We start from the raw sequence: 26,797 nt of genomic DNA on the forward strand, positions 1-26,797 counted from the left end.
GTCTCCTGGGTTCAGTCCGTGGTGCCGATGCGCTGCAGGCGGTAGCTGCCGTCGAGCACGCCGTTGACCCAGTCCTGGTTGTCGAGGTACCAGTCGACGGTGAAGGTGATGCCCTGCTCGAAGGTGTAGGCCGGTTCCCAGCCCAGCTCGTTCTTCAGCTTGGAAGCATCGATCGCATAGCGGCGGTCATGGCCAGGACGGTCGGTGACATAGGTGATCTGGCTGCTGCGCGGCTTGCCGTCCTCGCGCGGACGGCGCTGGTCCAGCAGTGCGCAGATCGCCTGCACCACTTCGATGTTCTGCTTTTCCGAGTTGCCGCCGACGTTGTAGGTCTCGCCGACCTGGCCCTTGGCCAGCACGGTGCGGATCGCTTCGCAGTGGTCGGACACGAACAGCCAGTCGCGCACCTGCTTGCCATCGCCGTACACCGGCAGCGGTTCGCCAGCCAGCGCCTTGGCGATCACCAGCGGGATCAGCTTCTCGGGGAAGTGATACGGGCCGTAGTTGTTGGAGCAGTTGGTGGTCAGCACCGGCAGCCCGTAGGTGTGGTGGAACGCACGCACCAGGTGGTCCGAAGCGGCCTTCGACGCCGAGTACGGCGAATTCGGGGCGTACGGGGTGGTTTCGCTGAACCTGCCGGTCTCGCCCAGGGTGCCATACACCTCATCGGTGGACACATGCAGGAAGCGGAAGGCCGCCCCTTGTCCGGCCGGCAGCGCCTTCCAGTAGTCGCGTACCGCTTCAAGCAAACCCAGGGTGCCCACCACATTGGTCTGGATGAAGGCGCCTGGGCCGTCGATGGAGCGGTCCACGTGGCTTTCGGCGGCGAAGTTCAGCACTGCATCGGGCTGGTGCTCGGTCAGCAGGCGGGCGACCAGCGCGCTGTCGCCGATATCGCCCTGCACGAACACATGCCGCGGGTTGCCGTCCAGGCTGGCCAGGGTCTTCAGGTTGCCGGCGTAGGTCAGTGCGTCGAGATTGACGACCTTGATGCCACGGGCGACCGCTTCGAGAACGAAGTTACCGCCAATGAATCCGGCACCGCCGGTGACAAGCCATGTGGGCACTACCTGTTCTCCTGATTGGTACGGGTTGGGACGTGTCTGCAGCGAAGGGTTCGGAGGACCACGGGATATCAAGCGTTGATCCGGCTGGGCAAGCGTAGCCTGCCCGCGGCGGCAATGATGAACAGCGCCCCTGGGACCAGTGGCAGGAGGTAGCGTCCCTGCCCCTCGAACAGCAGGATCGACACCATTCCCAGGCCAAGTGTGGCCACGGCAAGCCAATGAACGGGCTGCCAGCGGCGCAGGTGGAGGCAGATGCGCAGCAGCGCAACCATCGTCCAGGCCGTCAACGCAATGTTGAGTGCCAGCGTCAACCTACCCAGCCACACCGGAGCACCGCCTCTCTCCAGGAACGGCCAATGCAGGAGGCTGCCGACATCGAACGATCCGCGCACGCGCAGCAGCGCCAACTCCAGGAAGCGGCCGGGGTGTTCGGAAATCCAATGGCGGCCAATTGCTGAGCCAATCACGTCGGCCGCAGGCGTCCAGTGGCGGAGCTTCCAGTCCTCGCTTTCTCCGCTGAAGAACCCTTGGGGAAATCCAGCATCGGCGAACCGGGCCTTGTCGTCAGCCTGGAGGGGGACATCCTTCAAGGGCATCCACCCGCCATGCGCATTGGCATCGTTGTTGTTGACCATCAGCACATACCCGCTGTTTGCACTGACGGGCACAAACTGGCCGAAAAGAACTGCGTTGCGCAGGGTCCACGGCCCCAGTACCAGCAGAAAACCCAGCACCACCATGCTGATCCGCCGCCAGGTGGCGATGCGCATCCCATCACGCAGGAGCAACGCCAGTGCCACGGCTCCCGGCAACGGCAGCATCTGTGGCCGGTTCAACGCGGTAAGTGCCAGCACGGCTCCCAGCAGCAGCCATCGGCCCGGAAAACGCACGACCGCCACAAGCATGCCGAACACGGCAAGGAACAGTGACAGCGATTCGGTACCCAGTACATTGCTGTAGGCGACCAGCGCCGGATGGAATGCCAGCACTGCCAGAGAGGCAACCTGCCAGGCCGGGCGCAGCTGGAGGCGCACCCCCAGACCGACCCACGAAACCAGCGTGCCGGCCCAGAGCAGGACATTGAGAATCTTGCCCGCGCCCACGTTCACGCCGGTGAGCATGAACCATGCGCCGAGCACTCCGGGGTACAACGGAGGCTGGGACACATAGGGAATGCCTGAAATCCGGAAGCCGCCACCGCTGGCAACGCTGCTGGCAACCTCCAGATAGCGGCCGAAATCGGCAACGGGCTGCAAGGGGATCCATTGCACGAACAGCAGGCGCATGGCCATACCAGCAACGGCAATCGCCAGCAGCAGGCGGTATGGAGGGGGCGAGGTCAATGAAGGCATGTGGCGGGGCAGCGGAACCGGCCGCTAGAGTAGCCACTCAGGCGACGTGGATACAGGACGCCGTTTCACCATACGCATTCGCATGGTCGACAAAGGCCAGTTAGAATCGGGGTCCCACCCCCGAACCGGTTGCTGTGCGAGGACCGGACGTTCTCTCCGTTATTGAAGGACCCCGTACCAGATGAAAATCCTCGTCGCGTACAAGCGCGTGGTGGACTACAACGTCCGCATTCAGGTCAAGCCGGACGGTTCCGGCGTGGTCACCGACGGCGTCAAGCTGTCCCCCAACCCCTTCGATGAAATCGCTTTGGAAGAGGCCCTGCGCCTGCGCGACAAGGGCATCGCCAGCGAAGTCGTGGTCGCCACCATCGCCCCGGCCGATGCCCAGGCGCACCTGCGCAACGGCCTGGCCATGGGCGCCAACCGCGCCGTCCATGTGGTCACCGACCAGGCCATCCAGCCGCTGACCGCCGCGCGCACCCTGCTCAAGCTGATCGAGAAGGAACAGCCGGACCTGGTGATCCTGGGCAAGCAGGCGATCGACGACGACGCCAACCAGACCGGCCAGATGCTGGCCACGCTGTGGGGGCGCCCGCAGGCGACCTTCGCCAGCAAGCTGGACATTGCCGACGGCAAGGCCACGGTGACCCGCGAAGTCGACGCCGGCCTGGAAACGCTGGAAGTCGATCTGCCGGCCGTGGTCACCACCGACCTGCGCCTGAACGAGCCGCGCTTCATCAAGCTGCCGGACATCATGAAGGCCAAGGCCAAGCCGCTGGAGACCCTGCAGCTGGCCGACCTCGGCGTTGAAGCCGCCGACACCTTCAAGACCACCCAGTACGCCGCGCCGTCCAAGCGCAGCAAGGGTGTGATGGTCAAGGACGCGGCCGAACTGGTTGCCGCACTCAAGCAGAAGGGGTTGCTGTAATGAGCAGGATTCTCGTCATCGCCGAGCACCACGAGGGCAAGCTCAACGCCGCCACCGCCAAGACCGTCAGCGCTGCTGCCGCCATCAGCGGCGCCAGCATCGACGTGCTGGTGCTGGCCACCGATCCGGCTGCCGTGGCTGCCGAGGCCGCGAAGATCGCTGGCGTCGCCAAGGTCCTGACCGTGGCCAACGCTGCCAACGCGCAGGCCATCGCCCAGGTGCTGGCACCGCAGATCGCGCAGCTGGCCAAGGGTTACACCCACGTGTTCGGCCCGTCGACCACCTTCGGCAAGGACCTGATGCCGTGCGTGGCCGCCCTGCTGGGCGTCAACCAGGTTTCCGACCTGATGAGCGTTGAAGGCAGCCACACCTTCAAGCGCCCGATCTACGCCGGCAACGCGATCATCACCGTGGAAGCCCCGGCCGACCAGATCGTGGTCGCCACCGTGCGTGCCGCCTCGTGGCCGGAAGCCGCCCAGGGCGGCAGCGCCACCATCGAAGCGGCCAGCGTCGATGCTGCCCTGCCGACCCACACCCGCTTCGTCGGCCTCGCCGCTGGTGCCAGCGACCGCCCGGACCTGCAGAGCGCCAAGCGCGTGGTCTCCGGTGGCCGTGGTGTCGGTTCGGAAGAGAACTTCAAGGTCATCTTCCAGCTGGCCGACAAGCTCGGTGCCGCCGTCGGTGCCTCGCGCGCTGCGGTTGATGCCGGCTACGTGCCCAGCGACCTGCAGGTCGGCCAGACCGGCAAGATCATCGCCCCGGAACTTTACGTGGCCGTCGGCATCAGTGGCGCCATCCAGCACCTGACCGGCATCAAGGATGCCGGCACGATCGTCGCGATCAACAAGGATCCGGATTCGCCGATCTTCGAGATCGCCGATATCGGCCTGGTGGGCGATCTGTTTGCAATCCTGCCGGAGCTGGAAAAGGCGCTGTAGTCGAAACCTGCGTAGCAACTCGCAGGGTGGGCAGACATTGCCCACCCTGCCACTCGTCAAAACATGTCGGCATATTGCAACACGCCTTTTGCGCTGTCTTGATTCTGTAGCATTTCCCCTCCCATCGCTCCAACCGGAGGGAGAGAATGCAGATGGCGATGAAGTGCCTGTTTTTTGCGGCATGGATCGGAATGCTCGCGTTGCTTGCGCGACATTGCACACATGGACAGCGATGGAAGCTGCTGGTCACTGCGCTCTGCGGAGCACTGCTGGCGATCTGGCTTTTCATTGATGCACTCAGTGGCAACGGCATCGATTACGCCGTGATCTATCATCTGCGCGCAGGCATGCGCGGCGCAGGCGCCGCTGATTTCAGCTTGCCCATCGGCCTGCTTTCGGCAGCATTGGTGGCATGCCTGGCCCTCGCTTTCATGCCCCGCCTGCATTCGGCACGGAGGTGGGCACCCGCCGGTCCCCTGTTCGCGGCTTCTCTGCTGGCGACGCTGGTTTTCAATCCGATCGTCTACGACGTCGCGACACTGGTACGCCAGGATCGGCAGGCACGTCTTGCACCGGCACAAGGGGACCAGTACGTACGTCCCGACGCCCCGCTCGGGAATCACCGCAACGTGGTGATTCTCTACGCCGAAAGCTTCGAGCGCACCTATCTCGATGAGTCGCGATTCCCTGGCCTTGCGCCAGAGTTGAACAAGCTGCGCAGCGAGGCCGTGGATTTCCGGCACGTGGACTCGCGCGAAGGCGGCACGTGGACGATCGCCGGCATGGTCAGTTCCCTGTGCGGCGTCCCCCTTTCCCTCAGCCAGGACGCCAATGGCTATGCAAGCATCGGCCGCTTCCTGCCTGGCGCGTACTGCCTGACCGATCACCTGCGCGAGCGCGGATACGACGTCGAGTTCATCGGTGGCGCCGCTTCTGATTTCGCTGGAAAGGGACAGTTCCTCGCCAGCCACGGCTTCGGCACGGTACGCGATCGCTCCTATTTCAAGAGCCTGAAGCTGGGCGACAACCGTTTCTCGCCATGGGGCGTCCACGATGATGTCCTGTTGGATGCGCTCTGGGACCGCTTCGCTGCGCTCTCGCAGCAGACCACGCCTTTCGCCCTCGTCGGCCTGACTCTGGATACACATCATCCAAGCGGACACATCCCCCATGCCTGCCTCGATGTCGCCTATGAGGGGCTTGGCCAGCGCAGGCCGATGCTCGACGCAATCCATTGCTCGGACCGACTGGTTGCTGATTTCGTACGCCGCATCCGCGCCAGTCCCTACGCTCGCAATACAATCATTGTTGTTGCATCGGACCATCTGGCCCTGCCCAACGACATTGCCGACCTGTTGCGAGATGCTGATCGCAGCAACCTTCTTCTCATGTTCGGCAGCGACCTGCGCGCGAGGCAGGTTGATCGACCCGCGACCACCCTCGATACGGGCGCCTCACTGCTTGATGCCCTGCAAGGGGGAGTGGCACTCGGCTTTGGCCGCTCACAGCTTTCCGTGAAGGGCGCAGGTACTTCATTGAGTGTCCGACCCGGTCGGGAACCAGATGCCAGCGAGGACCACCTGCCAGGTTTCATGGCCTATTCCAGCACGCTATGGGAGCTGGGCCGGATCGACGATCACCTGCAGTTGGTGGATGGCGTCATCCAGTTGGGTAAGCAGACGCTGACTCCGCCCTTGGCCATCGCTGCCGATGACCGCGGCCGAATTGCCCAGCTTGGCACGAACGGCATCCGCTCTGGCCACCTTCTGGCCGGCGGTGATTCCCAGCAGGTCCTCTACATTGATCGTTGCTTTGCGTTCGACGAACGACAGCCCGCCGATGAGTGGTGCCTGTGGGGGAGCGCTGACGGAACGGCTCGCGTGGTGTCACAACAATCGCTCAAGGCCGGTGCGTTGGTGCCGGAACTGCTGCAGGCTGCACGCGAAGCGCCCCCGGCATCCCAGCTGCGCAACGATTTCATCATCCGCACCCACTTCGATGCGAGCCATACGATCGTCGGTGAAGCGATGGATGGAAAGCTGTTCTCGCAGGGTGCGGAAGGGACCTTGGCCTATGGCGCCTACCAGGATCTGTGCGCAGGCAACTACACCCTCAGCCTGCAGGGCGTGGCCCACCCCGCCAACGGTGCCTGGGCCGACGTCGTTGCCAGTTACGGGGCACAGACCTACGACCGCCATGCGCTGCTGGACACGGCCGATGGACGTGACGGGACGATGCTGGAAGCCAGGTATGTATTCCCTGAAGACCTGCCCCTGGCTGAAGTCCGTGTCGGCGTATCGCCAGACGCTGCGGTGCGACTGGATGGCTATACCCTGCTGCCTGCCTACGAGGCACTGCCTGTGGGATCGTCGGTGGATTTCAGCGCCGATGCCAGCAATCGTTTCATTTCCTGTGGCTGGCACGGTCCCTCTCCCCAAGGGCGCAGCGTTCGTGGCGCGGCCGCCTCGCTACGACTGCGCCTGCCATCCGAGCCCGCCCGGCTGCAGGCAGTCCTTTCACTGTCGGCGCAGTCACCTCGCGAGCTCACGGTGCTGGCCAACGACGCCCCGCTCGGCTTGCTTCAGATCGAAGCAGGGACGCGTGAATACCCCATCGACCTGGCAGGCCTGTCCAGCGCCGCCGGCGGGCAGCTCACCTTGACGCTGGTGCCTGGACAAACGACCTGCGCTACGGAGGACTGCGAGCTGATTACCCTGCACCGTCTGCACTTGGCCCCGGCTGCGACGGCTCAACCGGCTGCTCCAGCCTGTCCCGGGATGCGCTGCCTTCACGCCCCCGCGCTGGTACCTGAATCTGTCGCAATGTAACTCCCCCTCGTATACTCCCCGCACTATTGGATGAGGGGAACTGCGGCACATGTCGCATCACAATGTACCGGCTGGATCCGGTGAGTTGACGCCGGGAGCAGCCCTGTGCGTCGATCTGGACGGGACGCTGCTGCGTAGCGACCTGCTGTACGAATCACTGCTGGCCCTGCTGGCGCGCAACCCGCTGTTTGCTTTGCTGGTACCGTTCTGGCTGCTGCGCGGCAAGGCCTATGTTAAGCGCCAGCTCGCTTCCCGGGTGGCCTTGCAGGTTGAAACCCTGCCATACGATGAGCGTGTCGTGGCCATGCTGCGCGCGACACCGCAGCGTCCGCGTGTCCTGTGCACCGCCTCGGACCGGCTGTTGGTCCAGCCGATCGCCGATCATCTCGGCGTTTTTGACGAGGTCATCGCCAGCGATGGGGCCCGCAATCTGGCCGGGCACGCCAAGGCTGAAGCCCTCGTCGAGCGCTATGGGGAACGGGGGTTCGACTATCTCGGCAACCACCGCGTTGACCTGCCGGTCTGGAAGCACGCCGCAGGTGCTGTCGTCGTCAACGCCACCGGATCGCTGGCAAACCAGGCCCGCGCGCAAACCCGGTTGATCGACCACCTGCCTGGACAGCCCGGAGGGCTCCGCACCTGGATCAAGGCCCTGCGGCTGTACCAGTGGCTGAAGAACCTTCTGGTACTGGTTCCACTGCTTACCGCGCACCGTCTGTTCGAACCAGAAGCCGTAGTAAACGCGGCGCTCGCCTTCCTTGCCTTCGGCCTGTGCGCATCCGGCGTTTACCTGCTGAACGACCTGCTGGATCTGGCGCCAGACCGGCAGCATCCACGGAAGCGGAAGCGACCATTCGCGGCCGGGACCTTGCCCCTGTTTCATGGCCTGGTCGCCACCCCCTTGTTGACACTGGCCGGTTTCGCACTGGCGCTGTGGACAAGTCCTGCGTTTGCACTGGTCCTGCTGATCTACTTCATCACGACCCTGGCCTATTCGTTCACGCTCAAGCGCATCGTGATGATCGATGTCGTGGTGTTGGCGGCGCTTTACACCGTGCGGATCATCGGCGGCGCTTTTGCAATCGATTCGCCACGGTCATTCTGGCTGCTCGCGTTCTCGATGTTCATTTTCCTCAGCCTTGCCCTTCTCAAGCGCTATACCGAACTAACCGCGGCTGCAACGCAGGGAAAGCAGAAAGCCTCCGGTCGCGGATACTCCGTGGCCGATCTGCCGCTGGTGCAGTCATTCGGGACAGCTGCGGGCTACATCGGCGTTCTGGTCTTCGCCCTCTACATCAACAGCCCTGACAGCCTCAGACTGTACGCCACGCCCCAAGTGCTCTGGCTGCTCTGTCCTGTGCTGCTGTACTGGATCAGCCGTGCCTGGTTTGTCGCCCACCGGGGCGACATGCATGATGACCCCATCGTGTTCGCAGCGCGTGACCGCGTCAGCCAGGGCGTCGGCCTCGCCGGGCTGATCATCGTAATGGCGGCGACACGCCACTGGTAATGCCTCCTCATCATTCCAAAGTTGATCGCATGTATCTCAAATTCATCCCACTCATTCTGTTCTCCGTAGCCCTCAATGCGAGTGCGCAGCTTTTCCTTCGCAAAGGCATGCCGAATGTTTCGCTGGTGACCAACCAGGGCGTGCTTGAGCTCGCACAGGGCGCCATCCGCGTTGTCCTCAATCCGTGGGTCTTCAGCGGACTGTCGTGCTATGCGATCAGCATCGTGCTTTGGATGTACGTCCTCTCCAAGGTCCAGGTGAGTTTCGCTTATCCCTTCCTGAGCGTGGGATACGTGATTGTCGTTGGTGCTGCATATCTGTTCTTCCGTGAACCGGTCAGCGTAATGAAGCTGGCTGGAATCGCGCTGATCTGTGCTGGCGTCGTTCTCGTCGCGCGTGGGGGCTGAGCCGTGACCAAGCATATTGTCATTGGTGGCTCAGGTTTCACCGGGTCGCATCTCGTCCGGACCCTCCTTGCACAGGGCCAGCAGGTTCAGACCGTTGACCTGCTGCCTCTGCCTGCAGAATTCTCCGGCAGGGTCGTCCATCACCAGCTGGATATTCTGGATACTGCGGCGCTGTCGCGCGTGCCATTGGATGAAGGTGATGTCGTCCACCATCTTGCGGCAAGGCAATTCCATAACGCCGTGCCGGCAAAAGAGCAGGACGCCTGGTTCGCCGAGGTCAACGTTACCGGTACAGCCAATGTACTGAAGTGGATGCGTAAACTGCGCCAGCCACGCTTGATCTATACCAGCACGGACATGGTGTACGGGCTGCCGGAATCGCTGCCTGTACCTCCAACGCACCGACGCAACCCGCTGGGTCCGTATGGACGCAGCAAGGCGGCGTCGGAACAGCTGTGCGAACAAGCACGAACCGAGGGCTACCTGATTACCGTCCTGCGTCCACGCATGATTGTGGGCCCCGGACGCTTTGGCATCCTGATCAAGCTGTTCCGGCTGATGGACCTTGGCCTTCCCGTGCCAACCATCGGCAGCGGTCGGAACCGCTACCAGATGATCGCCGTGGAGGATGTCGTCAGCGCAATTCTTGCTGCGGTCGAGAAGGGATTCCCCGCCGTCGCACTGAGCTTGGGATCGGGTGATGCACCACCAGTTCGCCAGTTGCTGCGCAATACGATCAAGCGCATCGGCTCGCGCTCGATTGTAGTGCCGGTACCCGCCAAGCCGTTGAAGATGACCCTGTCGCTTCTGGAAAAGCTGGGCAAACCGCTGCTGCATCGGGAGCAGTATCAGATCGCCGACATCAACTACGTGGTCGACATTGCACCTACGCAGGAAGTTCTGGATTGGCATCCCACACGCAATGACGAGGACATGCTCGTTGCAGCGTACGCACATTACCGGAAGCAGATCTGAATGATCTGCATGGAGGGACCTGGATGGGGTCGCCTCCGTATCACTGGCCTCGCCGGAGAAAAGTCCGGCGAGGCGGGATAGAGATCAGCGCGGCAAACCACCACGATGCTGCCCCAGCAAGGAAATGGCGATGACCTCCTTGCACGGGAGCCGCTGCGATCTACGTCGGGCCGGACGCACTGGCGGCGCCTGATCAGTCATCGCTATAGACGATGACCGCGCCACCCTTTGCATCCTGGAAGAGCCTCAGTCGCCCTTCACCCAGCCCGGTTTCATTCACGGCGTCACCTTCCACCGCCATCGCGCACACTTCTGCCTCGTGCGTCCGGCAATCAACAAAACTCCTGGCCCCGGTAGCCACCACCACCGAATTCATCAAGTATTCGTTGTTGAAAGTGGCAGCTGGCTCTTTGCCACCCGGCATGCGGCCGGAAACCGCCAGTACTGAATACCGGTCTGCCGGCAATGGCAATAGCGTGTGGATCTTCTCAAACAGGAAGGAGGTCGTTTCCACCTGGGTCTGGAGGAACGTACGGGCCTGTGCCTGGAATCCAATACCGCCCGCCAGCAGGAGGAGGAATACGACCGCCCGTGAGATACGATTCCCACCTCCAAGAAGGCCGAAAAACAGCGCCAGTCCAAGTACCAGCGCGATCAGGCTGCGCGTGGTAATTACTGGTGCCAACGGAATCGAGAATGCGTGGAACGCCGCAGCGACCATTGCGAGCGTCAACAGGATCTGGACTGAACCCTTCCGGCGAACGGCGAATGGAACGAGCAGCAGCACGGTTGCCAACAGCAACCAACCATCCAGGTTCGAGGCCTTGCCAATGGAAGCTACACACTTCCCGAATGATCCAATGACGTAGCTTACGTTCTGCCATAAAGAGGGAAGATCCTTGGCCGGATGTGGCGATCGCCAGTCATCCACCTGCGGACCGAAATGCCCTGCCAGCAGCAGCAGCATCATCGACATGACCAAAGCGCCGAGTACCGCCCCTCCCACCCAGCTGAGCGTGTGTTGCAACCACAACCTCCATCGATCTCGAGCACTCCGCTGTTCGGACGCGAATTCGCCGATGAACAGGAGCGGGACCAGGAAGTAGTAGCTCTGCATCGTCCCGAACAGAAGGATCCCGAGCGCCGCATAGACCGCAACCGGTGCTATCGCCACTCGCCGCGTGACCACCTCGGCCAGGATCAGGACTGCAACTGCCGAGAACGCAGTGGCCGGCCACATGCTTTGTTCCACGACTGGCGGAGAGATCGAAACGACGGCCGAAATGATCAGTGCCAGTGCAACCGACAGGCCTGCGCGGCGCGCAATGCGATAGACCAGCAAAAGATGTGCGGCGATATACGCGGCGAACCAAGCCGACGCGTCAATACTGACAAGCACATCCTTGAAGATGTAGTTCAGCCACCGGCCATCCTGCAACAGCTTCAGCTGGAAATAGTGGTTATAGTGAACTTCATCGTGACCGAACACATGCAGATTCGATAGTTGGCTATAAGCGGATGCCACGAGCAGCATGGACAGAAGCGCAGCCACCATCTTGAATCCGCCATGGCTCGGGGCATCAGTGCACATCGAGTGCAGCTGCGACCGCGCCCGCCCAGCCAAGTTACTCCAATCCATATCTTCCCCTAACTCCAGATTCGCCCAACTGAATTTGACCGGCCTAGCATCATCCAGGCCGAGGTACCGATGGCCGTGAACGGGCCCAATCGGCTCTTTGACTGCCCTGAAGACGTCGTATCCCGTGCGGAATGCTACTCGACTGGATGATGGCCAAGCCAATCCTTTGTGAGCCAACGGCATGGTTGGGCAGGCCCGCGCGGCTACCTGCAGCCGATCCAGCGAGCGATAGGGCACATTGCCCCATGGACAGTCTCGTGCATCACAGGACTTCACTCCCGATCAGGAATGCAGCAGCAGGTGCCTGAGCCTTTGCACGAATTGACGATGGTCATAGTGTTCCGCCAGGAACAGGCGCGCCTTGGTAGACGCGGCTGACCAAGCCTGGTCGTCTTGATCCAGCGCCTGGATGGCAGCAGCAAACTTCGACGGGTCATCGGTAGTCGGCAGTATATCCTCGACTCCAGCCAGGCCCTGCGCGGCCGCACCGGTCAAGATGATTGGAACACCCTGCCCTATTGCCTCGATCACCTTCCCCTTGACCCCGCCGCCGAAACGCAACGGCGCGATGACCAGGCGCGTAGACGCGTAACAGCGCTCCAATGCAGCATCATCGATGCGACCGAGAATACGCACCGTGTCAGAGGCATGCTGGGGCACACGGTAGTTCTCCATACCGGAGCCCACCACGGTGAGCACCGGCGCCTGTCCCCCCCGCTGAAGCAAGGGCAGCACCTTGTGCAGAAACCAGTCCAGACCATCTGCGTTTGGTGCATGCGCCATGCTGCCAACGAACAGCAATCCCGATCTTTTGCCCGGGCCGGGCGTGTGCTGCATGGATCCTGCATCCGCGGTCCACAGCGGGAACATCTCGCCGTTCCCGGCCAAGCCGCGATCAGCAAGGTAACGGTTCACTGTTTCAGCCTCATCTTTAGAGGGATACAGAACTACGTCGGCATTTCTCCACGCCCGCTGTTCCACCACTCTCATCAACAGACACTGCCAATGATCGGCCAGGGTGGTCTTGGACGTAGCACGCATCAACTGCAAACGCAGATAGTGGATGTCGTGCCCGTAATAGAGATGAGTACCGGCAATCGCCGCGCGGAGGACCGGTAGATACATGGCCGCGATCAGTGGGCGGCTTGACACCGACCCGATGAAACTTCCTCCGAACGTCGCCAACCATCCGTCCAGTGCCCCCGTTTCCCGTCGACTCAATGGGGTGATGCCTCTCCCTTCAAGGGCAGCTCTCCCAGCTGCGGAGGGCTCAATCGTTGCCGACCAGAAGACGACCTCCATGCCGGCATCGACCAACAGGTCAGCGAAGCATGAGATCGCGCGCGATCCCGCATCACGGTCAATCTCGGGAAAATCATGGTCCACGAGGAGCACACGCGGGCGTTCCGTCGACGGAACCTCCGCGGGTGTTCCTGTGGACCGTGACATCGACCAGCGACTGTACAACCCAGGGCCGAACATCAGCATGGCTTCCAGCAGCCGTCGCTTGACCTTGCCCCACCCCATTGCCGTCTCTGCCTCGCTCAATGCCAGGACTTGAGATCCACGAAGAACTCCGGATACCCCTTCCACTTGTCGCGGAAGTAGGCTGCGTTGCGGTTGAACAGCCGCTTGTAGCGCTCGCTGCCCTCGCTGGCACCGGTAGTCTGGTGCGGCTGGTGACGGACACCGGCCAGGTCACGGAACGCCACCGAATAACCAGCCTTCTTCACCTGGAAGCAGATGTCCGTGTCTTCGAAGCACGTAGGGTCGTAGAACACATCGAAGCCTTCCAGACGCTCGAACAGGTCACGGGCAATGAACATGCAGCTGGTCCCCAGGAAACCCACGTCATCGCGGTATCCCTTGATGCGGGCCTCGTTGTTCATGCCGCGATTGGGAAGGTAGTCGGAGATGGGTCCACCCAGGTCATCACGCGTGGCGTCGAACCATCCTGCATTCCAGCCGATGGTGCCGACACCGGGGTTGGCCGCCAGGATGTTCACGGCTTCACTGAAGCAGGACGGAGAGGTCAACCACTGGTCGGAGTCGAAGAACGCAATATAACGGCCGGTGGAATGCTTGACGCCCAGGTTGCGACCCGAGGAGCATCCATTCTCACTGTTGCGCACAAGCTTCACCTTGGCATGCCCTGCGTACAGCGATTCAACCAGTTCGGCGCCGCCATCGCTGGACTGGTTATCGACAACCACGATTTCCTGCAGCCATTCCCCGGCGTGCTCCAGCAACGTGCTCACGCAGCGCTCAATGATGCGGCGGTTGTTGTGGATCAGCACAACCACGCTTACCGACACCGGATACTCCGGTTGCATCAACTGCTCGACATGGCCCAGCCAGGCGTGGCGGGCGATGAATGCGTAGTCTTCCGATGCAGTGGCGCCGGCCAGCTGTGCGGAAAGCTGCACGGCATCCACCCGATGCAGGTTGGGCGACGGTGCGAATGACGGCAGCGCATCGACAAACACCGGCTTCTCCAGCAGCAGCGCCGCCATTGACAGGTCGGCAAGGCGCGTGCGGTCCCCGGCCCCGCCGACGATGACAACCGCATGCGCGCCGGCGATCAGCGGAGCCATCTGCTGCGGCTGCCACGACCAATCGAGGGCACGTATCTGGCGGCTGTCGCGGCCATCCACGTTCATTCCCGTGACATGGAAAACGAGATCGGGGGACGCCTTCAGCGCGGCATCAAGCCAGGCGTCGCCGTCTCCGCCGAGGACAACGAACAGGACATGTTGTCGCCCGTCCTCATACGCCTGCGGCAGCCCATGACTGCGGTAGGAGTCGAAGATTTCATTGTCTCCAGCCGCGCCCAGGAAGCGCGACGGCAGGCCATCGACCTTATGCTCCGGGTGTCCGGTGACAACGCGATCAGTAAGGACGCGCAGTTCCGCGGAGAGAGAATCCGCACCGAGTGCAGCGAGGTCGACGATCACTTCGGCACCGCGTTCACGTGCCGACCGGGCCAGGCCCAGCGCCTCCGGCGATGCATCGGCAAGCAGAACGCGAGTACCCTCGGCGCGCACTTCCTGCAGCCAGGCGTGCGCATCGACAGCGAGACGCGCCGGCAGGCCGCTGCCGTCGTCCGGCCAGGCACTTCCATCCACCGCGGTGATGCGCACGAAGAAGCCGGCACGATCGCCCGCCTTCGCGAAGTGCATCGCCCGGTTGGGCCAGCCGTCGGTGGTCAACGTGTTGGCGATCACCAGCAGGCGTTCGCGGCGAACCGGTCGCACCATCGGCGGTGGCGGTTCCGCCATCTGTTGCGTGGCAGCGGTCTGAGGAACACCCAGCGTCTTCATGCGTCGCGGGATCTGTTGCAGTGCGACCTTCAACCCGTGCCGCCTCCAGACCGAAGCCAACTTGAAGGGGGCGGCCAGCAGGCGCACCAGGTCGCGGCGAAGCAACTGCAGGAACCTACGCAGGCGACGCCAGAGATTCAGCGCATCTGCGGTTTCCTGATGGCTGCGCGCCAGCTCGGCCTGCACCTGTTCGATTTGCTGCAACAGGATCGCAATGTAGACCTCCTTGTCATCAATATAGGCCTGCTTGCCTGCCAACTGCTGCTGGATCTGCTGCAGCATCTGCGCACTTTCCTCCTTTACCTGCTGCAGTGCCTGCGCACTTTCCTCCTTGATCTGCTCCAGTGCCTGCGCACTTTCCTGCCTGATCTGCTGCAATGCCTGCGCATTCTCCTGCAGCTGGCCTTGAGCCGCATCCAGGCGGACCATGTCTTCATTCATCTTCTTTTGCTTCTCGACAAGTTGCTGCGTCAGGTTTGTGTTCTGCGTCGTCTGCTCGGCAAGCTGATGGTCCCGGAACAGCAGTAGATCGTGGGCGCGTTGGCTCTGCTGCCGGGTCTGTTCAAGCTCGACCAGTGCCTGTTGCAACCACAGTGACAACCAGTCTGTGGAGGTTGCGTCGAAGCGAAGGGGCACCGGCGGCAGGGAGGAGCAGCCGTCGAGCAGCTGCAGGTGCGCGCTTGCGGACACTTCCAGGCTGTCCACCACCTGCGGATCCGGCCGCCAGGCTTCGGTGACCAGCGATTCGATCGCCTGCACGAAGCGCTCCGGGCCATCGTCGGTCGACAGCCTCAGAATCGACGGCATTCCAGCCATCGCATGGGCATGCGACAGCTTGTCGTCGTACTCAAGGCCTGCGGTGGGCTTGCCCGCCAGCAGGGCAAGGATACTGGCATGCAGGCGCATGGACAGCACCGCGTCAGCGCTGGCGATTGTCTGCCAGGTCGCATCCGTTGTTGCCGGTGCGATCAGTTCATCATTGCTGCGCCCGGGTAGCTGCTGGCGCAGCGATTCGATCAAGGGCAGGTCGGACGTCGCGCCACTGCCTTCGGTATGGGCCTGGAACGCCACCCATTGGATCCGCCATCCTGCAGGAACTGCAGTGCGCAACGCCTCCACCAGGGACGTTTTCCACTGCCCCTTGTCCCATTCACGCACCACCACCGCCAGTACCTTGCTCTGCGGCTGGCCTGCATCATGCGCAGCCTGTTGCGCCGGCAATGGGTGATAGCGGCGGAACAACCATCCCGGATCGGCGGCAACGAGGATATCCCGATCCACGCCGATCTGGCGCAGCAGTGCCTTGGATGATTCATCCCGGACGGATACGGCGGCCGCATGCTGGAACAACTCGCGCACCAGGGTGCGTGCGCCCTCTGAACTCAGCGGCCCAACCCCCTGCCCCCATACGATTGTCGGCACTCCCAGTTGCCGCGCGAGCAGCATCGGCCGTGCATAGCCGGAAATGTCGTTCGCATAAGGGAGGTACACCGCATCGAGGTTGAAGGGATGATGGTCCTGGAAGATGCCGCCGCCCCCCATCACCAGTACGTCGCAATGCATCAATGCACGAGCGATGTCCCCGACATTGGCAAACTGCACGGCATCCACACCATGCATGCGGCGGGTCAACGAGGGATCGATGCTGGCAACCACCGGCTCGCCGCCCAGTTCGCGGATGCGACGGACCAGCAGGTCCAGCAGCACCTCGTCACCCACGTTGGGTGCCCCATAGAAACCCACGACCAGGGCCCTGAATACTGGCTTGGAGTGCGTCATCATGCAGTTCTCACTGGTGCGGTGAAGCGAGGGGCGGGAGCAAGCCAGCCATGACCGGAATGGGGCTGAGGCAATACATCCACATGGCCCGCGTAGGGCACGCGTGAGTGACGGTGGTACTCGCCCGTGTCGAGGTCACCGATGCCCAGTGCCAGCACATAGCGGTTGCCGGTGACATTCAACGTCAACTGCCAGTCGAAAACATAATCGCCCGGTTCCGTCGGCAGCGGCGAAAGGCTCATGTTCTGGGTGGTGCCAGCCCACAGGGCGATGTCATCCACGCTCTTCAACTGAATTCCATAGCAGGGCTGCTCGATACGCCGGCGTACATGGATGGCGACCTTCACCAGTACCTGTTCGCCATGGCCGAACGTCGTCCTTGGCTGCCCCTGCAGGTCGAGAATCTCCACGCCGGTGATTTCGCTTGCCGGCAATGCCGCAGCGTCTGCAGGCAGGCCATCGTCCTGCAAGCTGGCAAGGGCCTCGTCCGCATAGATCACGGCTCCGCCTTCTTCGTCCACCAGGTCGTCGGCATACTTCTTGACAACCTCGCGGCACGGTCCGTCCAGCACGACCCGTCCGCGACGCAGGTAGATGCCCCGGTCGCAGTATTCCAGCAGGGTATTGGTGGAGTGGGTAACCAGGATGATGCTGACGCCTTCAGACTGCATCTTGCGAATGCGGGTAAGGCACTTGGTCTGGAAGGCGGTGTCGCCCACTGCCAACGCTTCATCCACAACCAGGATATCGGGTGACACGTGGATCGCCACGGCGAACGCGAGCCGTACGAACATGCCCGAAGAGTAGGTCTTGACAGGCTGGTCGATGAATTCACCGATATCGGCGAATTTTTCAATTTCAGGCATGAGGCGGGTCATGTCCGCCGAACCCAGGCCGATGATGGCACCTGCCAGGTAGACGTTGTCGCGCCCGCTGAATTCCGGGTTGAAACCAGCGCCCAGTTCCAGCAGCGCCGATACCCGCCCGTTGACGGTCACGCTGCCGGTATTGGCCTGCAACGTACCGACCAGGATCTGCAGCAGCGTCGACTTGCCGCTGCCATTGCGGCCGATGATTCCAACAGTTTCGCCCGGCGCGATGTCGAAGTTGATGTCGTCCAACGCATGGAACACGCGCGCCGGCTGCGGCTGCATGCCCACCAGGCGCCGGAGCCGGTTTGCTGCCGGCTGCAACAGGCGCTGCGCCGGACGGTCGAAAATGCGGAAGACCTTGCCGACACCACGTACCGAAACCACCGGCGCAGCCGTCAACGGCGTATCTGCTGCCTGCATCACATCACCCCCGCATGCCGATAGGCGGCTCGCTTGGCGTCCAGGCTTGCCTGCTGTGAATACTCGCGCGCCATGAGATCCTGCCCTGCCGCCGACAGAGCTGCCAGTCGCGCTCGGTCCTGCGCGCATTCCAGCAATGTACGGGCAAACCCTTCTGCGTCATCACGCACCAGGATGTCCACGCCGTCGGTCGCGCCGATGCCCTCGCACCCCTTGCTGGTGCTGAGTACCGGGATGCCGGCAGACATCGCCTCGACGATCTTGACGCGGATGCCGCCGCCGGACAGCAGTGGCACCATCAGCAGATGCGCTTTGTCCAGCAGCGATTGCAGGTCGTCGACGAAGCCATGCACGAGAACGTTGCGGCCGTCATGCAATGCCTGCAGCGCCTCCGGAGGATTGCCGCCGCAGAAGTGCAGAACAATCTTCCGCTCCTGCAACTGGCCTGCCAGCAGCGGATGGATCTTCTCGGCAAACCAGGTCACCGCCTCCGCATTCGGGTACCAGCCAAAGCCTCCCATCCACAGTACGTGGAAGACATCATCCGGCTTGTCTTCAAAACGCGTGGTACCCAACGGAAAGTGCAGCGGCATGAGGTAGCGCGGGACCTTGTCGGTAACCCGCGACATGTCATGGCGAGAGATGAAGGTCATCGCCGAGAACCCGAAGGCATTGTCGATCTCGACAGCCTTCGCGGCTCGCCGGCTTCGGCTGGCAACCCATTCCATGAAACGCAGCTTCCATCCGGTCAGGCCTGCCGGCATCCAGAACGGAAAAATGTCAGCTTCGATGTTGTGGCTCAGCAGGATGCCCGGCACCTGTGGCAAGAATCGACGGAAGAACGCCAGATGGGTCGAGTTGACCTCGATCGCATCGATGCCCTGTTCCCGGACGATGCGACGTGCAGCCGCAACGGCGCTGCGGCTGTAGTAGCTGGCATCGATGAAAGGCAGACCCTGCAGTGCCTGCCGCGCCATCGACAGGGCTCGCTGCACCTTGGGCAGCTCGAACGGCATCTTCGGACGAGGCTCGAGATGGACCGACCGGAACACTTTGTCGTAGAGCGCGCGATGCTGCTCGACTTTGCGTCGGTCGGCGTCGCCGCCGACGTAGCAGAACAGGTGGTAGTCGATCTCCTCGGCGAACGGCAGTACTGCGTTCACCGCATAGATGTCGCCCCCCGTCACCGCCGGCAGCGAAGGCGCCAGCATGAACACGAGGACTTGTTTCTTAACCTGCGGTTTCATCGAAGATATCCGAATCAAAATACGGTGAGAACCTGGTGAGGTACTGGATATCCCGGTTGCGTTCACCGATCTTTCGGGCGGGTACGCCACCCACCACCTCATACGGTGCCACGTCGCGTGCCACGACCGCACCCGCCGCAACCACGGCACCTTCGCCGATGGTCACGCCCGGCAACAAGGTGGCGCGGGCACCGATCCAGGCATGGTCCTGGATGGTGACCACGCCGCCAATCGCGGGAAAGGTCGGTGCGTTGTGGTCATGGTGCAGGCTGAGGATGCAGGTCTGGAAGGAAACATTGACGTTGTTTCCAACAACCACGCCTACCCGGCCATCCAGATACACCTCCCGGTTGATCACGCAGTTGTCACCGATGCTGACGTGCGCGCGCACCGGATAACCGGTGACGAACCAGCGCATGCTGACGTGCGTGTCCTTGCCGATCGCCACCTTGAGCACGCGGGTCAGATAGAACCGGCGAACACATTCGATCGGAAAGCGGGCAACGACATTGTTGCCGAGGTAGTACTTCAGCCCCATAAGCACATAGAAGAAACGCTGGCGAAGAAGCCATTGCTTCAGGCGACTCATCGTGCAAGCTCCTTCTTAAAGGACATCAGCGAATCCACACTTGGTGCGACGGAACCAGACCATTCCCAGCAGGCAGACCACAGACGCGGCAGCAAACTGCCCCGCCAGCTGCCACCAGTCCGGCAGCTGACCGAACACCGCGACCGCACGGGCCTGCTCGATGATCGTCGTAAGCGGATTGGCCAGGAAGAGCGGGCGGATGTACTCGGGAATCTTGGTGACCGGGAAGAACACTGGCGAAATGAACAGCAGGATCTGCGAGAAAACACCCACCACCTGGTTGACGTCCCTCAGGTAAACGCCCACAGACGCCAGTATCCAGCTGATGCCCAGCGCATACAGCACCAGGGGGACCATCACTACCAGAATCAACGGAAAAGTGACCGGAACACCGTTCCCGACGAACACCAGTGCAAGCGCCAGAACGCTCAGACTGATGAACCAATGGAACAGCGCCGATGAACAGGAAACGATCGGCAGAATGCCGATCGGGAACACGACCTTCTTGACGTAGTTGACGTTTCCCGTGATCAATCCCGGCGCGCGGTTGATGCATTCGGCGATGAATCCATGGAGGATCAGGCCGACGAACAACAGGATCGCAAAATCCGCCTGACGCTGTGGCTGATCGCCCCAGCGAACTTTCAGGATCACCGAGAAGAACAACGTGTATACGCTGAGCATCAACAGCGGATTGACGAAGGACCAGAACAAGCCGAGCACTGAGCCCTTGTAGCGGCCACTGACTTCACGCCGGGTGAGCTGGAAGATGAGACCAGCCAGATTCGAGGCACTCATGCGTCAGACACCATGGACAATCCGACGGTCACTGAAGTGCCCTCTCCAGATCCACCTGCAGATCCCCCAGCTCCTCCACGCCCACGCTCAGCCGCACCAGCGCATCGCTGATGCCCAGCTGTTCGCGGCGCGCGACCGGAATCGAGGCATGGGTCATCACCGCCGGATGGTTGACCAGGCTTTCAACACCGCCCAGCGACTCGGCCAGGGTGAACAGTTCGGTCTTCTCGCAGAAGCGCTTGGCCGCCTCGAACCCGCCCTTGAGCACGATCGAGACGATGCCGCCGTAGCCGGCCATCTGCTTGCCGGCCAGTTCATGCTGCGGGTGCGAGGCCAGGCCCGGGTAGATCACCTTCTCCACCGCCGGGTGCTTTTCCAGCCATTGGGCCAGCGCCAGCGCGTTGGCGCAGTGTGCCTTCATGCGCAGCGGCAGGGTCTTCAGGCCGCGCAGGGCCAGGAAGCTGTCGAAGGGGCCCTGCACGCCCCCCACCGAGTTCTGCAGGAAGGCCATCTGCTCGGCCAGTTCGGCGTTGTCGCCGACCACGACCATGCCACCGACCATGTCCGAGTGGCCATTGAGATACTTGGTGGCCGAATGCAGGACCAGGTCCGCACCCAGTTCCAGCGGACGCTGCAGCATCGGCGAGGCGAAGGTGTTGTCGACCACTACGATCAGGCCATGGCGCTTGGCGATGGCGGCGACCGCGGCGATGTCGACGATCTTCAGCATCGGGTTGGTCGGGGTCTCGATCCAGACCATCTTCGTCTTCGACGTGATGGAGGCTTCGAATGCCGCCAGATCGGTGAGGTCGACGAAGCTGAAGTCCAGCCCGGCGGTGCGGCGGCGCACGCGCTCGAACAGGCGGAAGCTGCCGCCGTAGATGTCGTCCATCGCCACCACGTGGCTGCCAGCGTCGAGCAGCTCGATCACGGTCGAGCTGGCCGCCATGCCCGAAGCGAAGGCAAAGCCGCGGGTACCGCCTTCCAGCGAGGCCACGCAGCGCTCATAGGCGAAGCGGGTCGGGTTGTGGGTACGCGAGTACTCGAAGCCCTGATGCTCGCCCGGGCTGGACTGGGCATAGGTCGAAGTGGTGTAGATCGGCGGCATCACCGCGCCGGTGCTGGGGTCGGGCGACTGGCCGCCGTGGATGGCCAGCGTGGCCAGGGCCAGCGCGCGGTCCGGGGAAGAAGCGTTGGACATGTCGTTTCCTGATTGGCGCCGATGACCGGCGCCGTCGAAGGAGCGGGAGTCTATCAGCGCGGCCTTAACGAGCTTTGACGCGGATAAACCGGGATTCAGCAGCGATCTGCGGCGATAAACGCCTTACTGAACGCGCCGACGCAGGTAATTCAGCAGGTCGATGCGGGTGATCAGGCCGAGGAAGGCGTCGCCGTCCATCACGATCGCCACCTGGCCGCGGTCGAACACCGGCAGCAGGGCCTCGATCGGCGACTTCACGTCCAGCCGGTCCAGCTTGCTGACCATCGCGGTGGCCACGGTGTCGCGGAAGCGCGCCTCGTCGCCATAGACATGCAGCAGCACGTCGCTTTCGTCGACGATGCCGACCAGCTTCTCGCCGTCCATCACCGGCAGCTGCGAGACGTCGTACAGCTTCATGCGCTGGTAGGCGGTGGTCAGCAGGTCGTTCGGGCCGATCACCACGGTGTCGCGCTGGCCGTACGGGCGCAGGATCAGGTCGCGCAGGTCGCCGTGCTGCGGGCGCTGCAGGAAGCCGTTGTCCAGCATCCAGTAGTCGTTGTACATCTTCGACAGGTACTTGTTGCCGGTATCGCAGACCAGCACCAGCACCCTCTTCGGCGTGGTCTGCTCCTTGCAGTACTTCAGCGCCGCCGCCAGCAGGGTGCCGGTGGACGAACCGCCCAGGATGCCTTCCTTGCCCAGCAGCTCGCGCGCGGTGTGGAAGCTCTCGGCATCGCTGATCGCATAAGCCTTCTTGACGCGGCTGAAGTCGGAGATCGAGGGCAGGAAGTCCTCGCCGATGCCTTCCACCAGCCAGCTGCCTGACTTGTCGTTGAGCACGCCGTCGTTGATGTATTCGGCCAGGATCGAGCCGACCGGATCGGCCAGCACCAGCTCGGTCTTCGGCGACAGCTTGGCGAACGCGCGCGACAGGCCGGTCATGGTGCCGGAGCTGCCGCAGCCGAACACGATGGCATCGAGGTCACCGCCCATCTGCTCGAGGATTTCCGGGCCGGTGCCGAACTCATGCGCGGCCGGGTTGTCCGGGTTGCCGAACTGGTTGATGAAGTAGGCGCCCGGGGTCTGCTCGGCGATGGTCTTGGCCAGGTCCTGGTAGTACTCCGGATGGCCCTTGGCGACGTCTGAACGGGTCAGGCGCACTTCAGCGCCCATCGCCTTCAGGTTGAAGATCTTCTCGCGGCTCATCTTGTCGGGAACGACGAGGATCAGTTTGTAGCCCTTCTGCTGTGCCACCAGCGCCAGGCCCAGGCCGGTGTTGCCGGCGGTACCTTCAACCAGGGTCGCGCCCGGCTTCAGGTCGCCACGCTGCTCCGCCGCCTCGATCATCGACAGGCCGATGCGATCCTTGATCGATCCGCCCGGGTTGGCGCTCTCCAGCTTCAGGTAGAGCTCGCAGACGCCGGTGTCCAGGCGCTGGGCCTTGACGATCGGGGTCTGGCCGATGAGTTCGAGGACGGAAGAATGGATGGGCATTCGGAGGACTTTCGATTCGCGCCACGCAGGGCCGGACCGATGATTATCCGACGGATGGCGCTGAATGTCAGGTCGGTGCAGGCATGCCGCCCGCCTGCCCGATGAAGGGATGCGGGCGGCCCCGGATCGACGAGGAGACCGGTACCGCCCGCATCGGTGAGTTGTGCCTGCTGGCCAAGGCACCACCGCCTGTGGTGCCTTGGCGCGGCCGCCTCATCGGCGGTGCCGCGATGCCGGGGCGGGGTCGCCCGGCGGGGCCATCGATGGCCGGGTCACGCCGTTCCGGGCGCGACGGGGTGCGTCAAAGCGTGGGGGACGTCGTTGGGAGCGGTGTTTCGTACATTCGCAGAAGGCGTTGCTTGGCCAGCAGCTTCTCACGCTTCATGCGACCCAGGGTGACATCATCGATCGGGAGTACACCCAACTCCGCGTCCATGCACTTCTTGTTCAACTTGCGGTGCTGGTCATGGAGTGCCCTGAACTCCGGATCACGCGCGCGACGGGCGTCGATCTCGCTCTGGGGCTGATCTTCAAACATGATGGACCTCCTTCGACAGATACACGAACGCCCCGGCCACAAGGCACGGGGCGTTGTTCATGGAGGAGCGCCGGCCGATGGCCACCTGGACGCCTGCAACGACCTGCGGCACTGGCCTGCGCACGTCGATCTGCTGCGGTTCGCGCCCTGCTTGCATCGGCCCGGCCCTCCCATCGTCCGGTCCGCGGCATTGCGTCCCGGACGATTGACCCTACGCCTGCTCAGGGCGGGGTACAAGACCCCTGCGTCAAAAAGACCGAACCCCGCCGGGGCGGGGTTCAGGCTGAATGCTCATTGCAACGAAAAACAAACAATATCAATGCATTACGGGGCGATGATGACCTCGGCCGAACGGGCCCGGGTGGAGGCTGCCTTCTTGCCGCTGACCTGGATCCGGTTGCTGGCGACACCAGCCGCGACCAAGGCGTCGCGCAGCGCTTCGGCCCGCTTCTGACCCACGCCGTTGGCATTGTCGTAGGCCTCGATGCGCAGGCGGCCCTTCTTGCCGATGTTCAGGTACTCGGCCAGCGCCTTGGCCTGGTTGCGGGCCCCACCGGACAGGCTGGAGGCACCTGCAGCGAACGCGTCGCCATTGAAGGTGAAGACTTCGCCTCGCCCGTCGAACTTCGAACCCGGCAGTTTCTGCCCGGAGACCAGCTCGGCCTCCTCACGGGCCAGCTTGGCGGCGTTCTGCTGGGCAGCGCTGAGCCGCTGCTGCTGCTTGCCGGCCACGCTGGTCAGGGCGTTTTCGGCGTCCTGGCGGGCCAGGGTTTCGGCCTCGGCGGCCTGGCGCAGGCGTTCGGCCTCCTCGGCCTGCATCTGCGCCTGCATGCGCAGCTGCTCGGCTTCCTGGCGGGCGCGGGCAGCGTCGCGGCGGCTGGCCTCGATCAGCAGGTCGCTGCGGGTGCGCTCCAGACGGTCGACCTCGCGCGCGGCCATCGCCGTGCGCACGGCCGTCTCGGCAATCTCCACCCGGCGCTCGGCCAGGTAGGTGGCCAGCTCCTGGTCACGGCGCTTGGCCTTGTCCAGGGTCGCGATGGCCTGCTGGGCCTGCATGCGCTCGAAGGCGCCCAGCTCAGCGGTATCCGGGTTGGCCTGGATGGCCATCAGGCGCTGGCTCAGCTGCGCCACCATCGGGTTGTCGGCGGCCACGGCCAGGGTCGGCAGCGCCAGCAGCGCGGCCAGGGTTGCGGCGGTCATCGGCTTCACCGGCGGTCCTCCCCGGTCGAAAGCTGGCGTTGCAGCTGGTTGACCTCGTTGCGGCGCAGCTGCAGCTGCGCGGTGACGGTGGCTTCCTCGCTGCGGACGCGTGCCAGGTCGGCATCGGCGGCGGCGCGCAGGGCCATCGCCGGGGCGTTCTTCCGTTCGCGGCGGTCGCCGGCGGCGCGCTGGGCCTGCTCCAGGCCCTGCCGGGCCAGACCGATCAGGTCCGGGGCGTACTGGTCGGCGTCGGCCTGGGTGGCCTTGTCGACCGCCTGCCGGGCCTGCGCCAGTTCCAGGGCGGCGTCCTGCGCCCAGGCGGGGGCAGACAGTGCGAATGCAAACGCCATCACATACAGGCCATGGCGCATTCGTGCGAAGCTAAGTCGTTTCATTGGGGAGGCCGTACCGGTTGTCGGTTCACGGCCATTGTCGTCAAGCCGACACCGTGCTGGCAACGGGCGTCGGCCGTTTCGTTGGGGAAAATTCGCAATGGATATCGGCTACTTCCTGAAGCTGATGACCGAAAAGAACGCTTCGGACATGTTTCTGACCACCGGGGCACCGGTCTACATCAAGATCGAGGGGAAGCTCTATCCGCTGGGCAACACCGGCCTGCCGCCGGGCATGGTCAAGAAAATCGCCTACTCGCTGATGGACGAAGGCCAGGTGCCGCAGTTCGAGCGCGAGCTGGAGCTCAACATGGCCATCGCCCTGCCCGATGCCGGGCGCTTCCGCGTCAACGTGTTCAAGCAGCGGGGCGAGGTCGGGATGGTCATCCGCGCCATCCGCAGCCGTATCCCGAGCATCGAGGAGCTGAACCTGCCGCAGGTGCTGAAGGACGTCATCATGACCCCGCGCGGGCTGGTGCTGGTGGTGGGGTCCACCGGTTCCGGCAAGTCCACCTCGCTGGCGTCGATGATCGACCACCGCAACAGCACCACCACCGGTCACATCCTCACCATCGAGGATCCGATCGAGTACCTGCACAAGCACAAGATGTCGATCGTCAACCAGCGCGAGGTCGGCCTGGACACCCACGCCTTCCACAACGCGCTGAAGAACGCGATGCGTGAAGCGCCGGACGTGATCCTGATCGGCGAAATCCTGGATGCGGAAACGATGGAGGCGGCGATCGCCTTCGCCGAGACCGGGCACCTGTGCCTGGCCACCCTGCACTCCAACAACGCCGACCAGACCATCGAGCGCATCCTCAACTTCTTCCCGGAAAGCGCGCACAAGAACGTGCTGATGAACCTGGCGCTGAACCTGCGTGCGGTGATCAGCCAGCGCCTGGTGAAGAACAAGGAGGGCCGTCGCCTGCCGGCCACCGAGGTGCTGATCAATACGCCGATGATCCGCGACCTGTTGCGTCGCGGCCAGGTGCACGAGATCAAGGCGGCGATGGAAGGCTCGCTGGAAGAAGGCATGGAGAGCTTCGACCAGTGCCTGTTCCGGCTGGCCAAGGCGGGCATCATCGAGCAGGAGGAAGCGCTGCGCGCGGCCGACTCGCGCGATGGCCTGGCCCTGAAGTTCCGTTTGTCCGAAGGCAGCAGCGGCGAGCACGACCCGTACGCCGATTTCTCGGCCGGCGCACCCAGCATCACCCACGGCTTCTGACCCCACGAAAAAGGGGACGGAGGGGATTAAGTCGTAAGTGCATTTGCGACTTAATCCCCTCCGTCCCCTTTTTTC

The 26,797-nt window shown here is 63.1% G+C and carries 21 protein-coding genes; 7 read left to right on the plus strand and 14 right to left on the minus strand.

Features of this window, described 5'->3' with window-relative positions; all coding sequences use genetic code 11:
- Positions 1-11: 11 nt before the first annotated feature.
- Both rfbB and J3A72_RS21925 read right to left on the minus strand, forming a co-directional pair.
- Entirely contained in the window at positions 12-1,067 is a 1,056-nt protein-coding gene (rfbB, locus tag J3A72_RS21920; RefSeq protein WP_069118021.1) for a dTDP-glucose 4,6-dehydratase, read from the minus strand.
- Positions 1,068-1,135: 68 nt separating this feature from the next.
- On the minus strand, positions 1,136-2,353 hold the full coding sequence (locus J3A72_RS21925) for a hypothetical protein (protein ID WP_209572145.1): 1,218 nt from the start codon (positions 2,351-2,353) through the stop codon (positions 1,136-1,138).
- Positions 2,354-2,600: 247 nt separating this feature from the next.
- Here J3A72_RS21925 and J3A72_RS21930 point away from each other — a divergent pair, with 247 nt between their 5' ends.
- The 6 genes from J3A72_RS21930 (at position 2,601) to J3A72_RS21955 (ending at position 10,005) form a co-directional block, all read left to right on the plus strand.
- A complete protein-coding gene (locus tag J3A72_RS21930; protein ID WP_014035896.1) occupies positions 2,601-3,347 on the plus strand; it encodes an electron transfer flavoprotein subunit beta/FixA family protein in 747 nt (248 codons plus the stop codon).
- The gene (locus J3A72_RS21935; protein ID WP_075076742.1) at positions 3,347-4,285 is read left to right on the plus strand and encodes an electron transfer flavoprotein subunit alpha/FixB family protein; all 939 of its coding nucleotides are present in this window, start codon (positions 3,347-3,349) and stop codon (positions 4,283-4,285) included. Before J3A72_RS21930 ends, J3A72_RS21935 begins: the two co-directional genes overlap by 1 nt.
- 146 nt (positions 4,286-4,431) lie before the next feature.
- Positions 4,432-7,113: a sulfatase-like hydrolase/transferase gene (locus J3A72_RS21940; protein WP_053494799.1), complete on the plus strand. Its 2,682-nt coding sequence runs from the start codon at positions 4,432-4,434 to the stop codon at positions 7,111-7,113.
- A gap of 49 nt (positions 7,114-7,162) precedes the next feature.
- Entirely contained in the window at positions 7,163-8,623 is a 1,461-nt protein-coding gene (locus J3A72_RS21945) for a UbiA family prenyltransferase (protein WP_075076743.1), read from the plus strand.
- 29 nt (positions 8,624-8,652) lie between these two features.
- Complete coding sequence (locus J3A72_RS21950; protein ID WP_053494798.1) at positions 8,653-9,030, plus strand: SMR family transporter; 378 nt, start codon at positions 8,653-8,655, stop codon at positions 9,028-9,030.
- 3 nt (positions 9,031-9,033) lie between these two features.
- Complete coding sequence (locus J3A72_RS21955; protein WP_069118022.1) at positions 9,034-10,005, plus strand: NAD(P)-dependent oxidoreductase; 972 nt, start codon at positions 9,034-9,036, stop codon at positions 10,003-10,005.
- 193 nt (positions 10,006-10,198) lie between these two features.
- Here J3A72_RS21955 and J3A72_RS21960 read toward each other — a convergent pair whose 3' ends face one another.
- From J3A72_RS21960 to J3A72_RS22015, 12 genes are all read right to left on the minus strand, one after another.
- Positions 10,199-11,560 carry a glucosyltransferase domain-containing protein gene (locus J3A72_RS21960; protein ID WP_140222887.1) on the minus strand — a complete coding sequence of 454 codons (1,362 nt, stop codon included), beginning with the start codon at positions 11,558-11,560 and terminating at the stop codon, positions 10,199-10,201.
- Positions 11,561-11,926: 366 nt separating this feature from the next.
- Positions 11,927-13,192: a glycosyltransferase family 4 protein gene (locus tag J3A72_RS21965; RefSeq protein ID WP_140222888.1), complete on the minus strand. Its 1,266-nt coding sequence runs from the start codon at positions 13,190-13,192 to the stop codon at positions 11,927-11,929.
- Entirely contained in the window at positions 13,189-16,746 is a 3,558-nt protein-coding gene (locus tag J3A72_RS21970) for a polysaccharide pyruvyl transferase family protein (RefSeq protein WP_140222889.1), read from the minus strand. The genes J3A72_RS21965 and J3A72_RS21970 overlap by 4 nt, the downstream gene beginning before the upstream one ends.
- Positions 16,743-18,035, minus strand: coding sequence for an ABC transporter ATP-binding protein (locus J3A72_RS21975; protein WP_053494792.1), 1,293 nt, complete (start codon positions 18,033-18,035; stop codon positions 16,743-16,745). Before J3A72_RS21975 ends, J3A72_RS21970 begins: the two co-directional genes overlap by 4 nt.
- A complete protein-coding gene (locus J3A72_RS21980; RefSeq protein WP_053494791.1) occupies positions 18,035-19,282 on the minus strand; it encodes a glycosyltransferase in 1,248 nt (415 codons plus the stop codon). Before J3A72_RS21980 ends, J3A72_RS21975 begins: the two co-directional genes overlap by 1 nt.
- Positions 19,266-19,871 carry a DapH/DapD/GlmU-related protein gene (locus J3A72_RS23200; protein ID WP_069118025.1) on the minus strand — a complete coding sequence of 202 codons (606 nt, stop codon included), beginning with the start codon at positions 19,869-19,871 and terminating at the stop codon, positions 19,266-19,268. The genes J3A72_RS21980 and J3A72_RS23200 overlap by 17 nt, the downstream gene beginning before the upstream one ends.
- A 15-nt stretch (positions 19,872-19,886) precedes the next feature.
- The gene (locus J3A72_RS21990) at positions 19,887-20,669 is read right to left on the minus strand and encodes an ABC transporter permease (protein ID WP_053494789.1); all 783 of its coding nucleotides are present in this window, start codon (positions 20,667-20,669) and stop codon (positions 19,887-19,889) included.
- A gap of 28 nt (positions 20,670-20,697) precedes the next feature.
- Complete coding sequence (locus J3A72_RS21995; RefSeq protein WP_075076746.1) at positions 20,698-21,870, minus strand: cystathionine gamma-synthase; 1,173 nt, start codon at positions 21,868-21,870, stop codon at positions 20,698-20,700.
- A 123-nt stretch (positions 21,871-21,993) separates the two neighbouring features.
- Positions 21,994-23,364, minus strand: coding sequence for a pyridoxal-phosphate dependent enzyme (locus J3A72_RS22000; protein WP_014645842.1), 1,371 nt, complete (start codon positions 23,362-23,364; stop codon positions 21,994-21,996).
- Between the two features lie 301 nt (positions 23,365-23,665).
- A complete protein-coding gene (locus J3A72_RS22005; protein ID WP_005407964.1) occupies positions 23,666-23,902 on the minus strand; it encodes a YdcH family protein in 237 nt (78 codons plus the stop codon).
- 324 nt (positions 23,903-24,226) lie between these two features.
- Positions 24,227-25,111: an OmpA family protein gene (locus J3A72_RS22010; RefSeq protein ID WP_080281838.1), complete on the minus strand. Its 885-nt coding sequence runs from the start codon at positions 25,109-25,111 to the stop codon at positions 24,227-24,229.
- A complete protein-coding gene (locus tag J3A72_RS22015; RefSeq protein WP_005415160.1) occupies positions 25,108-25,473 on the minus strand; it encodes a DUF4398 domain-containing protein in 366 nt (121 codons plus the stop codon). The genes J3A72_RS22010 and J3A72_RS22015 overlap by 4 nt, the downstream gene beginning before the upstream one ends.
- Positions 25,474-25,594: 121 nt before the next feature.
- On the opposite strand from J3A72_RS22015, the gene J3A72_RS22020 reads away from it, so the two are divergent.
- Positions 25,595-26,722: a PilT/PilU family type 4a pilus ATPase gene (locus J3A72_RS22020; protein ID WP_014645840.1), complete on the plus strand. Its 1,128-nt coding sequence runs from the start codon at positions 25,595-25,597 to the stop codon at positions 26,720-26,722.
- The last annotated feature ends 75 nt before the right edge of the window (positions 26,723-26,797 follow it).

Source organism: Stenotrophomonas sp. PvP093 (genome assembly GCF_017876915.1).
GTDB lineage: Bacteria > Pseudomonadota > Gammaproteobacteria > Xanthomonadales > Xanthomonadaceae > Stenotrophomonas > Stenotrophomonas muris.

Coding starts and splice junctions, on each gene's coding strand:
- J3A72_RS23200 (WP_069118025.1), bottom strand. CDS start 19,871: ATGAGTCGCCTGAAGCAATGGCTTCTTCGCCAGCGTTTCTTCTATGTG.
- J3A72_RS21995 (WP_075076746.1), bottom strand. CDS start 21,870: ATGTCCAACGCTTCTTCCCCGGACCGCGCGCTGGCCCTGGCCACGCTG.
- J3A72_RS21945 (WP_075076743.1), top strand. CDS start 7,163: ATGTCGCATCACAATGTACCGGCTGGATCCGGTGAGTTGACGCCGGGA.
- J3A72_RS22005 (WP_005407964.1), bottom strand. CDS start 23,902: ATGTTTGAAGATCAGCCCCAGAGCGAGATCGACGCCCGTCGCGCGCGT.
- J3A72_RS21975 (WP_053494792.1), bottom strand. CDS start 18,035: ATGCAGGCAGCAGATACGCCGTTGACGGCTGCGCCGGTGGTTTCGGTA.
- J3A72_RS21935 (WP_075076742.1), top strand. CDS start 3,347: ATGAGCAGGATTCTCGTCATCGCCGAGCACCACGAGGGCAAGCTCAAC.
- J3A72_RS22015 (WP_005415160.1), bottom strand. CDS start 25,473: ATGCGCCATGGCCTGTATGTGATGGCGTTTGCATTCGCACTGTCTGCC.
- J3A72_RS21970 (WP_140222889.1), bottom strand. CDS start 16,746: ATGATGACGCACTCCAAGCCAGTATTCAGGGCCCTGGTCGTGGGTTTC.
- J3A72_RS21990 (WP_053494789.1), bottom strand. CDS start 20,669: ATGAGTGCCTCGAATCTGGCTGGTCTCATCTTCCAGCTCACCCGGCGT.
- J3A72_RS22020 (WP_014645840.1), top strand. CDS start 25,595: ATGGATATCGGCTACTTCCTGAAGCTGATGACCGAAAAGAACGCTTCG.
- J3A72_RS21980 (WP_053494791.1), bottom strand. CDS start 19,282: ATGAAACCGCAGGTTAAGAAACAAGTCCTCGTGTTCATGCTGGCGCCT.
- J3A72_RS21930 (WP_014035896.1), top strand. CDS start 2,601: ATGAAAATCCTCGTCGCGTACAAGCGCGTGGTGGACTACAACGTCCGC.
- J3A72_RS21950 (WP_053494798.1), top strand. CDS start 8,653: ATGTATCTCAAATTCATCCCACTCATTCTGTTCTCCGTAGCCCTCAAT.
- J3A72_RS21940 (WP_053494799.1), top strand. CDS start 4,432: ATGCAGATGGCGATGAAGTGCCTGTTTTTTGCGGCATGGATCGGAATG.
- J3A72_RS21960 (WP_140222887.1), bottom strand. CDS start 11,560: ATGGTGGCTGCGCTTCTGTCCATGCTGCTCGTGGCATCCGCTTATAGC.
- J3A72_RS21925 (WP_209572145.1), bottom strand. CDS start 2,353: ATGCGCCTGCTGTTCGTGCAATGGATCCCCTTGCAGCCCGTTGCCGAT.
- J3A72_RS22000 (WP_014645842.1), bottom strand. CDS start 23,364: ATGCCCATCCATTCTTCCGTCCTCGAACTCATCGGCCAGACCCCGATC.